At 38.2% G+C, this 14,135-nt stretch carries 9 protein-coding genes; 6 read left to right on the top strand and 3 right to left on the bottom strand.

Annotated elements, in window-relative coordinates; genetic code table 11:
* Positions 1 to 4 precede the first annotated feature (4 nt).
* Complete coding sequence (locus tag MHB51_RS07695; protein ID WP_066169580.1) at positions 5 to 214, bottom strand: DNA-directed RNA polymerase subunit epsilon; 210 nt, start codon at positions 212 to 214, stop codon at positions 5 to 7.
* 559 nt (positions 215 to 773) lie between these two features.
* On the opposite strand from MHB51_RS07695, the gene MHB51_RS07690 reads away from it, so the two are divergent.
* Both MHB51_RS07690 and MHB51_RS07685 read left to right on the top strand, forming a co-directional pair.
* The gene (locus MHB51_RS07690) at positions 774 to 1,544 is read left to right on the top strand and encodes a Cof-type HAD-IIB family hydrolase (protein WP_066169581.1); all 771 of its coding nucleotides are present in this window, start codon (positions 774 to 776) and stop codon (positions 1,542 to 1,544) included.
* Positions 1,545 to 1,773: 229 nt separating this feature from the next.
* The gene (locus tag MHB51_RS07685) at positions 1,774 to 2,469 is read left to right on the top strand and encodes a response regulator transcription factor (RefSeq protein WP_342559324.1); all 696 of its coding nucleotides are present in this window, start codon (positions 1,774 to 1,776) and stop codon (positions 2,467 to 2,469) included.
* Between the two features lie 271 nt (positions 2,470 to 2,740).
* Here MHB51_RS07685 and MHB51_RS07680 read toward each other — a convergent pair whose 3' ends face one another.
* Together MHB51_RS07680 and def are read right to left on the bottom strand one after the other, a co-directional pair.
* Complete coding sequence (locus MHB51_RS07680; RefSeq protein ID WP_342559323.1) at positions 2,741 to 7,858, bottom strand: ATP-binding protein; 5,118 nt, start codon at positions 7,856 to 7,858, stop codon at positions 2,741 to 2,743.
* A gap of 334 nt (positions 7,859 to 8,192) precedes the next feature.
* On the bottom strand, positions 8,193 to 8,750 hold the full coding sequence (gene def / locus MHB51_RS07675) for a peptide deformylase (protein ID WP_066169586.1): 558 nt from the start codon (positions 8,748 to 8,750) through the stop codon (positions 8,193 to 8,195).
* A 516-nt stretch (positions 8,751 to 9,266) separates the two neighbouring features.
* On the opposite strand from def, the gene pdhA reads away from it, so the two are divergent.
* From pdhA to lpdA, 4 genes are read left to right on the top strand one after another with little or no spacing between them, the layout of a single operon-like run.
* The gene (gene pdhA, locus MHB51_RS07670) at positions 9,267 to 10,382 is read left to right on the top strand and encodes a pyruvate dehydrogenase (acetyl-transferring) E1 component subunit alpha (protein ID WP_066169588.1); all 1,116 of its coding nucleotides are present in this window, start codon (positions 9,267 to 9,269) and stop codon (positions 10,380 to 10,382) included.
* Positions 10,383 to 10,385: 3 nt separating this feature from the next.
* Positions 10,386 to 11,363 (top strand): alpha-ketoacid dehydrogenase subunit beta, encoded by a 978-nt coding sequence (locus MHB51_RS07665; RefSeq protein WP_066169589.1) that lies wholly within the window; start codon positions 10,386 to 10,388, stop codon positions 11,361 to 11,363.
* 19 nt (positions 11,364 to 11,382) lie between these two features.
* Positions 11,383 to 12,687, top strand: a complete 1,305-nt coding sequence (locus MHB51_RS07660) for a dihydrolipoamide acetyltransferase family protein (protein ID WP_342559322.1) — start codon at positions 11,383 to 11,385, stop codon at positions 12,685 to 12,687.
* A 3-nt stretch (positions 12,688 to 12,690) separates the two neighbouring features.
* Positions 12,691 to 14,103: a dihydrolipoyl dehydrogenase gene (gene lpdA, locus MHB51_RS07655; RefSeq protein ID WP_066169592.1), complete on the top strand. Its 1,413-nt coding sequence runs from the start codon at positions 12,691 to 12,693 to the stop codon at positions 14,101 to 14,103.
* Positions 14,104 to 14,135 lie beyond the last annotated feature (32 nt).

Here is a 14,135-nt window from a genome sequence, read left to right as displayed (position 1 = left end):
AAGCTTATGCGTTCTCCAGACGGTAGTTTGGACTTGCTTGCTCATACTCTAAGTAATTGCCTTCTAAAAGCTGAACAAGTTCAATATTGTAGTTTCGTTCTTTTAAGTAGGCGCGTACTTCACGCTCTGAAGAAGCTTCTACATAAAGTGTTTTAGTGTTTTCGCGAACTGGAGTTTCGTGCTTGTTTTCTTGATAATAAACTTTGTAAATCATATTGACTCTCCTTTGAATTACGTACATTATTGTTGCATTTTTATATTCACCATTTACCTCTTACTATGCATTATTGAATGTCTGAAAAATTTGCATCGTAGGAATAAATGAATGTGAAATCACTTATCGCTTAGGTCAGCTCAAGTACAAAATCAATTACGCCTCGGCTAACTTTAGACCAGATTTTCAAGCTTGCTTATGGAAATGAATCTAAAACCATCACGACACGTCCCGATGGTTAATTGACCGCCTCTCCTTCAAAAATCTATGACATCCGCTAGAGGCTTCATCTTAATTCAACATGTGTTAGCTCATCTTAATAGAGGCAACATCATACAATTGTGGAATGAAGATAAATACATTTCCTTTATATTATCATGCGTTTCCTTTAAAATAAAGAAAAGCCCTTCAAAAGAAGGGCTTAAGCAATTGATTTTTTTCCGAGGACGCCATTTAACCGTTTCAATAATTTCTTTTTGAGCCGTTTTAGCATGGCACATCACTCCTTGTGATGATTATACAGAATTTTCAGGTATTTGTAAAGGAGAATGAATAGATAATGAAGAAGATTTTATTTTTTGATGTGGATGGAACACTTTATAATAGTGAGAAAAATTTACCCAGCTCAGCAAAGGAAGCTTTGTTGCAGGCACGTGCGAATGGCTATGAATTAGCAATTGCAACAGGGCGCGCACCTTTTATGATTGAGGAGCTGCTTGAAGAGCTTGCCATTGATACATACGTCACATTAAATGGGCAATATGTTGTTCATAAAGGAGAAGTTATTTTCTCAGACGGTCTTAGCAATGAGCTTTTGGAGAAAATCATTCAATTTAGCTCAGTACAAGGGCATCCTGTTGTTTTCATTGATGATAAGCAAATGGTTGCTTCAATGCCAGGGCATGAAGGCGTTCGAGGAAGCTTGGCAACATTGCACTGCCCTTATCCGCAAGTGGAGCCTGATTTTTATAAAAATAATCCAGTTTATCAAACATTACTTTTTATGGAGGAGCATGAAGAAGCGGCGTATGCTAAGGCGTTTCCTAATGTGCAATTTGTACGCTGGCATTCAGAAGTATGTGATATTTTACCACAGGGAGGCTCAAAAGCTCGAGGAATTCAAAAATTAGTTGAAAAAATAGGCTATACAATGGAAAATACAATCGCATTTGGCGATGGATTAAATGATATAGAAATGCTACAGGCTGCGGGAATTGGTGTTGCAATGGGCAACAGTCACCCAGAGGTAAAAAAAGTAGCGGATGTGCAAGCGCCGCACGTGGATGAGGATGGCTTATACAAAGCAATGAAGGAATTAGGGGTTATATAAAGCGGATTGCGAATAGAAAAGCACAAGCATTTATCTCGCATTAACGGGCAGTAAGACGCCCACTACAAGACTTAAGTAAAAGTCGGCTTAAGGATAAGTGGGAGATCAACTGCCCGTAAAAGCCCGATTGATTCAACTAACAACCAGTGGGGATGAGGAGAACCTCCACTGATTGAAGTTTCACTTTATAGGGGAGAAGAATTGATGATGAGGGGGAGTGAAGACATAAGTGGCAGATGAAAAAATATTAATAGTTGAAGATGATGAAGATATTATGGAAGTATTAGCTTTATCTATGAAAAGTGCTAATTACATAGTATTGCAGGCAATGACGTTTCAAGAAGCTTGGGACATTGCTGCACAACATCGACCAGATTTAATATTACTAGATATAAATTTACCCGACGGTAATGGCTTTCAATTAGCTGAAAAAATTCGAGAACTATCAGATGCTGTTATTATTTTTGTTACTGTGAATCATTTAATTGAGGAAAAACTGCTAGGCTTTGAGGTTGGGGCAGATGACTATGTAACAAAGCCTTTTATTCCAAAGGAGCTGGTAGCACGTGTGCAAGCGCATTTAAAAAGAAGAGGTGCTACAGCTAGTCAGCAAATTATGAGGTTTGGTCAGTTGGAGGCTCATATAGATGACAAGATGGTGTATAAGGCGGGGCAATTAGTCAATTTATTTACGAAGGAGAGACAACTGCTATTTTATTTAATAAAAAATGCAAATAAAGTACTGAGCGCAGAGCAATTAATTGATTACGCTTGGGGATTTGACGGTACAGCAGATGCAAAAACCTTATCTGTCCATATGAGTACATTACGCCGAAAAATTGAAGAAAATCCTTCGCAGCCGAAATATATCCAAACAGTGCGAGGCTTTGGTTATATTTTTAGCAATAAAGATGAAAAACAATGAGAAAAAGTCATTGCACACTAAAAAATAGTGTACAATGACTTTTGTATTTTTGCAGTAATGCTGAAAAATGAAATACACCGATAAGTATGAAGAAAATTCCCTAATACATCTGATAAAAAGCAAATAAAGCATGAAAATCGCAATTATATCAATAAATCTCGTAAATAAAATCAAAAATCCAACAAAATAATAATCAGCCAAAGAAGTAACGGCTAGCTGAAAAGCGGTGTAGCATGTGGGACATATCGCTTTTCAGCTAACCTTCTAATTTTTAGTTTCTCAATAACGGCAGCTTAAAGGTGAATGTTGAGCCGTTGTGTTCGGAGCTTGTTACGCTTATTTCGCCATGATGCTGTGTAATAATTTGTTGGCAGATCGCAAGACCGATACCATGTGAGTTTTTAATATTGGAATTTGATGCCCTGTAATAGCTATCAAAGACGAATGGGATGTCGCTTGCGGGTATGCCTATACCGCTATCTTTAATAGAGCAAATAAGATGTTCGTTATTTGTATAAATGGACAATTCGATGCCGCCTTCTTTCGTATATTTCATGGCATTTGACATAATGTTTTCGAATACTTGCTGTATGCGCGCGGTATCTACTAGTAGTTGTGCATGCTGTGAGCCGTAAAAATTAGCGCTGTAATGCAAGTCGAGCTGTTCAATTTCGTGCTCATAGCGCAGCTCAAATTGTTGGAAAAGCTCTTGCGCACTTATTTTGCTAAATTGATATTCGGCTCTGCCTGATTCTAAATTTGCTAAGTCAAATAAATCCTGAATTAAAGTGTTTAAAGAAAGTAGTCGTTCTTTGCCGCGAGTTAAATATTTTATTTTTTCTGCCTCATCGGTAATAACATCATCCAAAATGAGTTCAATATAGCCTAAAGAAGAAGTGATAGGTGAGCGCAGTTCATGCGAAATACTATGCAATAATTTCTTGCGCTCAAGCTCATTTTTTGCGAGCTGTTCATTTACCTTTTTCAGATGCTGATTTGTTTCATCTACTTGCCTCGTTCTTGCCTGTACGCGCTGTTCAAGCTCCTCGTATATTTGAGCATTTTCAATCGAAATGGCGATTTGCGTAGAAAGCATTTTTAACAAATCAAGATGCGTTGCATTAAAGGCATTCGTTGTTAATGTGTTTTCTAAATAGAGAATTGCGATAATTTCACTTTTATAGTGAATTGGTAAGCATAAAATAGATTTAGCTGTTGGCAATGAACGCAATAATGCGTTAGGTGCATTTGTGTTTTGAATAATATAAGGCTCTTCACTTTGAATAACATAGCGCACAATTGACTGCATATTTTCATGGAATTGCTCAATATGCTGCTGCTCATATGTGGCAAATAGTGTATGGTCTGCCTCAGCCTTTGCTAATACGATGAGCTCATCGGCACGTCTATGAATAAAATAGCCAACCGTTGCGCTTGCATGCTTGAGCAATGAGAACAAAATATTTTGCAATAGCCCCTCCATTTGGATATCTTTTGCAAATGATTGTGTTGTTTCTAGCACCGTCATCAATTCGAAATTGCTTCCTAAATGGTTGTGCTGTACTGTCATTGGTAGTGCGTGAACATCGTATAAAGCTTCCCAATGCTCTGCAACTGTTTCCGCCCCCCATTGACGGGCTGCATTGATTGCTTGAGCACTGTAATATTGAGCCGTCGTATTATCTTGTCTTGCTTGATAATAATTTGCTGCACGCTCGCAAGCAATGGCGCTATCCTGTATGAAATAACGCATTTTTGCAAGCTGGATAGCACGGTCATAATAGAGCACTGCCTTGTTATGCTCATTGTGAATACGACAGTTTTCTGCAAGCAGCAATACGTATAAGTGCTCGTAATGTTGAGGGGCGAATTTCATCCATTTTTTAAACTTTTGAATGCTTTCTTTAATTTCTATGCGATAACCTTTCTGCTCCTGCTGGCTACCTTTTTCTTGATGAAGCCAATCGAATTGCCATAATGCTCGATAAAAGTAATACAGTGTTGTAATTGGTAAATCGAGAATTTCCTTATGGATAGGATTTAATAATGATAATACCTTTGCCCCTTGTTGCTCATTATTTAATAAAAATGACATTTGTAGTCGAACGGAATAATGCATCATTTTAATAGCCGGTTGATCCTGTATTTGAAATGGGTAGGACCATTCGATAAAGTGATGGGGGTCGCGAAGTACATTCATCCATAAAGCCATTTCACCTAAAAAATCAATTGTTAAAGATGTTGCATGTAATGAAAATTCATCCTGCTGTCGCTTGATTTCCTGCTGTAACTCAGAAATTGATGTACCGCGAATAAGCTGTGCGACAACGATGAAGCAAGAAGCGGTTGTTGTAATTACATGTAGTCCTATTTCGTGACAATACTGTTGCGCTTTATTCATATAATAGATGCTTGTTTCATATGAATTTGTCCAATGACTAATAAATAAGCCGTATACATAATAGACATGTCCCTTTATATAAATGCTATCTTGATTGTCTGCTACTTCAATAGCGAGCTGGCCAAAGCGAATAGATTCCTTAATATTGCCAAAGCCTGAGTTTAAGAGCATTGCGTAATTAGCGAAAATAATGCCGCCTTTTAAACCAAGTCCATATTTTAATTGCAGGCGAAAAGCGCGCATTAATGCAATGCCTGTTAAATTAGAATCAACACGTACAGTGCTTGCAGCCATATTAATTAATATTTGAGTAATGATTTCTATTTCTTTATTTTCATCATTTGCAGCTACTAACAGGTCTTTATCTGTTTTCGTGCGTAGGGTAAATTGTAGTTTAATTAGTTCGTTTAATACTTGGAGCTTGTTAGGGCGCTCCGGCAATTCCATTTTTGCTTCAGCTAAGCCTTTTAAACCAGTAATAATACTCGTATGAGGGTCCTCTGATTCTATATGGAGCAACGTTTTTAAATTGTAAATGGCTAGCTTTTCAAGCAATGTTTTAGAATGGAGCAACGCCTCTGATAAATGTTTATTAGAAGAGTCAAGATGACCTAATAAACACTCACATTCCCCTAGATGAATATAAATATCCATTGTTTCTTTGCGCATAACTTGCCAGCAGTTTGAGGGAAGTAAATCTCTGCTAGTCATTAAAAAGTACAGCGCATTTTCTAATAGTCCAATTTTTTTAGCGTTGACGCCAAGATAATAATTCCAAATGGCGAGCTGATATTTTTCTTTATCGCTCAATAAGGAGCGACAATAATTAAAATGCTTAACCGCTTCATGCAACTCATGGCTATCTTGGGAATTGTCAATAAATGTTGTGAAAAGCTGACCAATTGAATAATGAAGCTGCGATTTTTTCTCCTCAGATAGTTTTTTATAAGCAGCTTGTTGAAAGCGATTATGAACAAATTGAAAAGTCAAAGTATGTGTCAAAAGGACTTCCTCTAATTCAAGCTGGCTTGCCCATTTAAAATCGGTATTTAAAGGGATAATAAATCCGTTTGCTATAAGTGTATCCAACTGTGTTAACAGTGCTTGGTTGGTGAAATCGACCAGTTGTCGTAATATATGATAATCAAATTTAGTCCCCAAGCAGGCTGCAATTTGTAGAACATGCAAAGTGTCTTTTTGCAAATTAACAAGTTTGTTTTCAAGAAACAGTAGTAACTCTGAGTTCAGTGCAGCTTGATTAAATTTCTGTATATCAAAATGCCATTGCTTAGATTCGAAATCTAAATAAATTGTGTTGTCTTGTTGTAGAGAACGAAAAGCTTCTTTAATAAATAATGGATTACCATTTGTTAAATTATATAGATGCTTAACGATTTCGGCTGTAGTCGTCTGATGCATATGGATTGATTCATTAAGCCAAAGCATAACATCATCTTTTTCCAGTTCTTTTAGCTCGATATGTTTGTAAAAGGGAAGCGCATCTTTTAGCTGTTGTTCCTCAGGTTCATTTTTTTCATGACTACGCAATGTTGTAATCATCATTAAAAAGCCTTCACGATGTTGTTCATAAATATCGATTAATGCTTTTAATGTATTTTTATCTGCCCAGTGTAAATCGTCAATTAATAAAACAATAGGTCTTTTCTGTAGGGCAAAGCTTTGTAAAATCTTTTTAATATTGTTGAATAAATGAGCCTGTAATTGTTTGCTATCCTCGTAATAGATATCTTGAATACTGCCCTTCTCGTAAAACCAGCGAAGCTCTGGAAAAAGCACTGCAAGGTCTGTCGTTACATGCAATTGCTGCTTTTCAAAATGCTGACGCCAAATTTTAACGGATATCTCACCCTCCATATATACTTGCTTTAATAAGTCGCGCAATGGGTGGATAACGTAAGTAAAATCATTATCTAATTGCAATTGATTATATTTTGTTTCAATAAAATAGCCTTTCACTGTAGCTACCTTGTCTTTTAATCCATAAACAAGTTGAGATTTCCCTACACCTGCTTCACCAGAAATAAGCGCGAATTTTTTATCCCCCTTTATTACTTGCTGAAATAAGTTGGCAAGGGCTGCCGCGTGCTGCTCACGACCGTAAAGCTTATTCGTTAGCGTAGGTGATAATGTAATGTCTTCAGCACCTAAAACGAAATTGTCTAATGTTTCACCTGTCGAAAGTGCTTTTTGGACAGTAAGTAAATCTTCCCTTAAACCAACTGCACTTTGATAGCGAGCGCTCGGATTTTTTTCGAGTAGCTTTTCGATAATTCGCCAAATAACGAAAGTGTTTTTATGCTGTGTAGTGAATAATGGTGCAGGCTTTTTCGTTAAAATATTGTAAATAATATCGTGTGCATTCTCACCGATAAAAGGTGGAGCACCACTTAATAGTTGGTAAAAGATAGCGCCAAGTGCGTATAAATCTGCTCGATAATCAATAGCGATATTTAATCTACCTGTTTGTTCAGGTGCATAATAATGAAGCTGTTGCAAATGCGGCTGTGTGTTGTCCATTACAATTGTAGCGCGGAAATTATATTTTGTACTTGTTTCACTGCTCAGCAACTTAAGCTTCAAGGAATCAGGCTGAATTAAAAGATGATATGGACTAAGCGCTAAAAATAGAATTTGATTTTGATGCAGACTTATGCAAATATTACTAAGCTCAATTGCAATTTGTAAAAACTGAGATACAGTCATATTTTTGAAATTAATTAAAGGAATACCGTCGAAATCTTCATAAATAAGTCCGTAGCGTTGATCGATATAATCAACGGCAATTGGTTTCAAGAGCCATGGGTTTGTATCATTAGAAAATAGCGAGAATTCATAATTTAGACGAGCGCGATATTCAGCGGCATTTTGATGAATGCTTTTCACGAGCATTCTATTATGAAATTTATCTATATACATTCGCTGTAAGTGCCAACCTTGATTAGTTTGTAAAATAATATGATTTTTCAATGTCCAACACCTCAATTCATATGCTTTGTATTTATTATAAAAGATGGAGGTTAAAATTAGGTTAAACTAAAAAAAATACATGCAACCAAAGTGCAAATATACTTTGAGTGCATGTATTTCGATTAATTTCTTTCAACCCTATAGGTGGTAAATAAACGCATTAGGCCTATTGCAGCAAGTATTCAAGCATTTGCTGATAAAAAAGAAACTATAAGAACATCCTCTCCTGCAAGAACGACTACTGTGTTGGTCAGACTTGCGGCAGGTGTCACAAACTTTTTCGAGCAAGCACGAAAAAAGCTAGACTAAAGTTAGCAGAGGCACGATTGATGAATTATTCTCTAATAAATGGCGTAGCATCTGGTATTTCTGCGAATGGATTTTGCTCGTTAATGCGGTCAAAAAACATGATGCCATTTAGGTGGTCTAGCTCATGCTGGAATGCGATAGCAGGTAAACCTTTTAAGCGCATTTTTTGCTCCTTCCCATCAACAGTCATAAATTTTACGGTGATGCGCGCATAGCGTGGTACATAGCCCGGTACAACTCGGTCAACGGAAAGGCAACCTTCACCTGATTCAATATATGTTTGCTCAACCGAATGGCTGACGATTTTTGGATTAATAGCGACAAAGCTTAATTGTTCTCCTTTGTCGTCTTCTAAATGTAGCGCAAACATGCGCTTTAAGCTGTTGACTTGGTTTGCTGCTAGTCCGATACCAGGGCGTAAATTATATTTTTCAACCATTTCCTCGTCCTGACTATTTATTAAATATTGTAGCATTTCCTCAGCTAATTTGCGGTCTTCTTCTGTTAGAGGAAATGTTACTTCCTCAGTGCGGGTACGTAATACCGGATGACCTTCACGAATAATATGTTCCATTAAAATCATAAAAAAGCTCCCTTTCTATTTTACTCTCTTTATTAAGTATACAGTATGTCTGTTCAATGTGAAATGTTTGCTTCTCGTATTACTTTGTGAAAAAAAGTGCAATATAAAGTGAACCTTCGGGCTGCTTGAAAAAGAAATTATGCTGACTTTACTTTTAAGGAGTAACAATAACTTTTTTAGCGGATGTCACAGATTTTGAAAGGGAGTTTTCAAGGAAGCTTGAAAAATATTTTGTCGATTAAGGAGAATTTATTGCTAAAAAGCTTTAATGCTAATTGATATGGGGAAATGCTTGTTATTGTTGAATTTCACCTTTGTTATAATACAGAATGAACGCTAATGTATAACAGAGAGAGCGTTTTCATTTCGAGAGCAAAATATGAAAAAATGTGTCTAATAAAGAAAAACTAATAATTGACCGATGAAGTTTTATTATTTATACTCAAGGAGAAGAAGTTGTTGTACTAATGATTATTAATTATTTTTTAATACAGTTGAAAGGGAGTTGTACTACAAATGGGTGAAAATATGTTGAAAAAATTTGATCCAGCAGCAACATTACATGAAATTGAAGACAAATTTCAGATGTTCCAAATTTTAAATGAAGAAGGGCAAATTGTTAACGAGGAAGCGAATCCCGATTTATCGAATGAAGAGCTTGTGGAATTAATGACACGTATGGTTTACACGCGTATTTTAGATCAGCGCTCAATTTCTTTAAACCGTCAAGGGCGCTTAGGCTTCTATGCTCCTACAGCAGGTCAAGAAGCATCACAGCTTGCTTCTCATTTTGCACTTGAAAAAGAAGACTGGATTTTACCAGGCTACCGTGATGTACCTCAAATTGTATGGCATGGTCTACCATTATGGAAAGCATTTTTATTTAGCCGTGGGCATTTTATCGGAAACCAAGTGCCAGAGGGTGTAAATATTTTAGCGCCACAAATTATTATCGGTGCACAATATATTCAAACGGCTGGTGTAGCACTTGGCTTACAAAAGCGCGGTAAGAAATCAGTAGCTATTACGTATACAGGTGACGGTGGTTCATCACAAGGTGACTTCTATGAAGGTATCAACTTTGCAGGTGCGTTCAAATCACCAGCGATTTTCATTGTACAAAATAACCAATACGCAATTTCAACACCACGTGAATTGCAAACAGCAGCAAAAACAATTGCTCAAAAAGGGATTGCAGCAGGTATCCCAAGCGTGTTAGTAGATGGTATGGACCCATTAGCAGTATATGTAGCGACGCGTGATGCGCGTGATCGTGCTGTAAGAGGCGAAGGCCCAACATTAATTGAGACAATGTGTTATCGTTATGGTCCACATACAATGGCAGGGGATGACCCAACGCGTTACCGTACAGCAGATACGGATAATGAGTGGGCAGCAAAAGACCCAATCGTACGTTTCCGTAAATACTTAGAGGCTAAGGGCTTATGGTCTGAGGCGAAGGAAGAAGAAGTAATCGAGCGTGCGAAAGAAGAAATTAAAGAGGCGATTAAACAAGCTGACCAAGCACCAAAACAAAAAGTAACTGAACTAATTGAAAATATGCATGCAGGTGAAATGCCATATAACTTACAAGAGCAGTATGCTATTTACAAAGAGAAGGAGTCGAAATAAGCTATGGCACAAATGACGATGATTCAAGCAATTACGGATGCACTACGTTGCGAATTACGCGACGATGAAAATGTTTTAATTTTCGGAGAAGACGTTGGTGTAAACGGAGGAGTATTCCGTGCAACGGAAGGCTTACAAAAAGAATTCGGTGTGGACAGAGTATTTGATACACCACTTGCAGAATCAGGAATCGGGGGCTTGGCAATTGGGCTAGCTCTTGAAGGTTTCCGTCCAGTACCAGAAATCCAATTTTTCGGCTTCGTATATGAAGTAATGGACTCAATTAGCGGACAATTAGCGCGTTTACGCTACCGCTCAGGTGGTACTTACAGTGCACCAGTAACAATCCGTTCACCATTTGGTGGTGGTGTGCATACACCGGAAATGCACTCTGATAGCTTAGAAGGATTAATGGCACAACAACCGGGCTTAAAGGTTGTTATTCCATCAACACCTTATGACGCAAAAGGATTATTAATTTCATCCATTCGTGATAATGACCCAGTCATTTTCTTAGAGCATTTAAAGCTATACCGTTCGTTCCGTGAAGAAGTGCCGGAAGAATCTTACACAATTCCTCTTGGTAAAGCGGATGTAAAACGCGAAGGAAAAGACTTATCCATTTTCGCATATGGCTTAATGGTACATGAAAGCTTGAAAGCAGCTGAAGAATTAGAAAAAGAAGGCTATTCTGTTGAAGTTGTTGACTTACGTACAATTCAACCTTTAGATATCGAAACAATTATCGCTTCTGTTGAAAAAACAGGCCGTGCAATCGTTGTACAGGAAGCACAAAAACAAGCGGGTATTGCAGCAAATGTTGTAGCAGAAATTACAGACCGCGCAATTTTAAGCTTAGAGGCACCAGTTTTACGCGTAGCAGCACCAGATACAATTTATCCATTCCCACAAGCGGAAGGTGTATGGTTACCGACGTATAAAGATGTAATGGAAACGGCGAAAAAAGTTTTAACATTCTAATGAAGTGAGGGTGACAAATATGGCATTTAATTTCCGTTTACCAGACATTGGGGAAGGAATCCATGAAGGTGAGATCGTTAAGTGGTTCGTAAAAGCTGGCGATCAAGTAAAAGAAGACGATATTTTATGTGAAGTTCAAAACGATAAAGCAGTCGTTGAAATTCCATCTCCAGTAGAGGGCACAGTAGAGGAAGTACTAGTAGCAGAAGGCACAGTAGCGGTAGTGGGTGATATATTAATTCGTTTAGATGCACCGGGCTACGAGGATATGAAATTAAAAGGTGATGAGCACGCTGAAGCTAAAACTGAGGCACAAGTGCAAGCGACAGCAGAGGCTGGTCAAGATGTTGAGAAGGCACCTGTTGAAGAAACAGCAAAAGTAGAGGATAATAAACGTATTATCGCGATGCCATCTGTACGCAAATACGCACGTGATAACAATGTTGATATTCGCGCTGTAGTTGGTTCAGGAAAAAATGGCCGCGTGTTAAAAGAGGATGTCGACAATTTCTTAGCAGGTGGACAAGAGGTTGCTGAACAAGCACCAGTTGTTGAAGATGTGGCAGTAGAGACTACAGTAGAAGCACCAAAAGCTACACCAACTGTAGTTTTAGAAGGTGATTTCCCGGAAACACGTGAGAAATTATCAGGTATTCGCAAAGCGATTGCAAAAGCGATGGTACATTCGAAGCAAACAGCACCGCATGTTACATTAATGGATGAAGTAGATGTAACAGCGCTTGTAGCACATCGTAAAAAATTCAAAGATATTGCAGCGGAAAAAGGTGTGAAGTTAACGTACTTACCTTATGTAGTAAAAGCGTTAATTGCTACATTACGTGAATTCCCAGAATTCAACCGTTCGCTAGACGATGCAACGCAAGAAGTTATCCAAAAATATTATTACAACATCGGTATTGCTGCAGATACAGAAAGAGGCCTGCTTGTACCAGTAATTAAACATGCAGACCGCAAATCGCTATTTGCAATTTCAAATTCTATTAATGAGCTAGCAGAGAAGGCACGTGAGGGTAAATTAGCACCACAAGAAATGAAAGGTGCTTCGATGTCTATTACGAATATCGGCTCGGCTGGTGGACAATGGTTTACGCCAGTAATTAATCATCCAGAGGTTGCAATTCTAGGAATCGGGCGTATCGCAGAGAAACCTGTAATAAAAAATGGTGAAATTGTAGCTGCACCTGTGTTAGCATTATCATTGAGCTTTGACCATCGCATGATTGATGGGGCAACTGGGCAAAATGCATTAAATTACTTAAAGCGTTTGCTAAGTGAGCCAGACTTATTATTAATGGAGGCGTAAAAAATGGTAGTAGGAGATTTCCCAATCGAACTAGACACTCTAGTAGTAGGAGCAGGCCCTGGTGGATATGTGGCAGCGATTCGCGCAGCGCAAACAGGTCAAAAAGTGACAATCGTAGAAAAAGCTAACTTAGGTGGCGTATGCTTAAACGTTGGATGTATCCCATCAAAGGCATTAATTTCTGTAGGTCACCGTTATGAGCAAGCTAAGCATTCAGATGATATGGGTATCGTAGCGTCAGAAGTAAAGCTTGATTGGGCAAAAGCTCAAGCTTTTAAAGATGGCGTTGTAAAAAAATTAGTTGGCGGTGTTGAAGGTTTACTTAAAGGTAATAAAGTAGACATCGTAAAAGGCGAAGCATATTTTGTTGATGCGAATACTGTTCGTGTAATTAACGAAGACTCTGCTCAAACTTATACATTTAAAAATGCTATTTTAGCAACAGGTTCTCGTCCAATCGAGATTCCAACATTCAAATTTACGAAGCGCGTAATTAACTCTACAGGTGCACTTTCTTTACCAGAAGTGCCAGGCAAGTTAGTTGTAATCGGCGGCGGTTACATCGGTACAGAGTTAGGTTCTTCTTATGCAAACCTTGGCTCACAAGTAACGATTATCGAAGGCGGTAAAGATATTTTAGCTGGCTTTGAAAAGCAAATGACGCAAATCGTTAAAAAAGGCCTAAAGAAAAAAGGCGTTGAAGTAGTAGTTGGTGCATCAGCTAAAGGTGTTGAGGAAAGTGACACTGGCGTTGTTGTAACATATGAAGTAGGCGGAGAAGAAAAAACGGTTGAAGCTGATTATGTTTTAGTAACAGTAGGTCGTCGTCCAAATACGGATGAAATGGGTCTTGAAGAAATCGGTATTAAATTCGGTGAGCGAGGCTTAATCGAAGTTGATAAGCAATGCCGTACTTCATTGCCAAACATTTATGCAATTGGTGATATCGTTCCAGGCTTACAACTTGCACATAAAGCATCTTACGAAGGTAAAGTTGCTGCTGAAGCAATCGCTGGTGAGCACTCTGTAGTTGACTATTTAGCTATTCCAGCTGTATGTTTCACAGACCCAGAGCTTGCAACGGTTGGTTATTCAGAAGAGCAAGCTAAAGCAGAAGGTTTAGAAGTAAAAGCTGCTAAATTCCCATTCGCTGCTAACGGTCGCGCTTTAGCATTAAACGCAACAGACGGCTTTGTGAAGCTTGTTGCGCGTAAAGAAGACGGCTTATTAGTAGGTGCTCAAATCGTAGGTGCTGGCGCCTCTGATATGATTGCTGAAATGGGTCTTGCCATCGAAGCTGGCATGACAGCAGAAGATATCGCATTAACAATCCATGCTCACCCAACATTAGGTGAAATTACAATGGAAGCTGCTGAAGTATTACTTGGCAACCCAATCCATATCGTAACAAAATAATAATAATAGTAGCGCCCGACAAGCAGTGCAAT

The organism is Metasolibacillus sp. FSL K6-0083 (genome assembly GCF_038630865.1).
GTDB lineage: Bacteria > Bacillota > Bacilli > Bacillales_A > Planococcaceae > Metasolibacillus > Metasolibacillus fluoroglycofenilyticus.
This window is presented reverse-complemented; position numbering and strand designations above follow the sequence as displayed.

Bases quoted from the DNA above. Each gene is read 5' to 3' on its own strand.
- MHB51_RS07695 (WP_066169580.1), bottom strand. From the start codon at position 214: ATGATTTACAAAGTTTATTATCAAGAAAACAAGCACGAAACTCCAGTT.
- MHB51_RS07690 (WP_066169581.1), top strand. From the start codon at position 774: ATGAAGAAGATTTTATTTTTTGATGTGGATGGAACACTTTATAATAGT.
- def (WP_066169586.1), bottom strand. From the start codon at position 8,750: ATGATTTTAATGGAACATATTATTCGTGAAGGTCATCCGGTATTACGT.
- pdhA (WP_066169588.1), top strand. From the start codon at position 9,267: ATGGGTGAAAATATGTTGAAAAAATTTGATCCAGCAGCAACATTACAT.
- MHB51_RS07665 (WP_066169589.1), top strand. From the start codon at position 10,386: ATGGCACAAATGACGATGATTCAAGCAATTACGGATGCACTACGTTGC.
- MHB51_RS07660 (WP_342559322.1), top strand. From the start codon at position 11,383: ATGGCATTTAATTTCCGTTTACCAGACATTGGGGAAGGAATCCATGAA.
- lpdA (WP_066169592.1), top strand. From the start codon at position 12,691: ATGGTAGTAGGAGATTTCCCAATCGAACTAGACACTCTAGTAGTAGGA.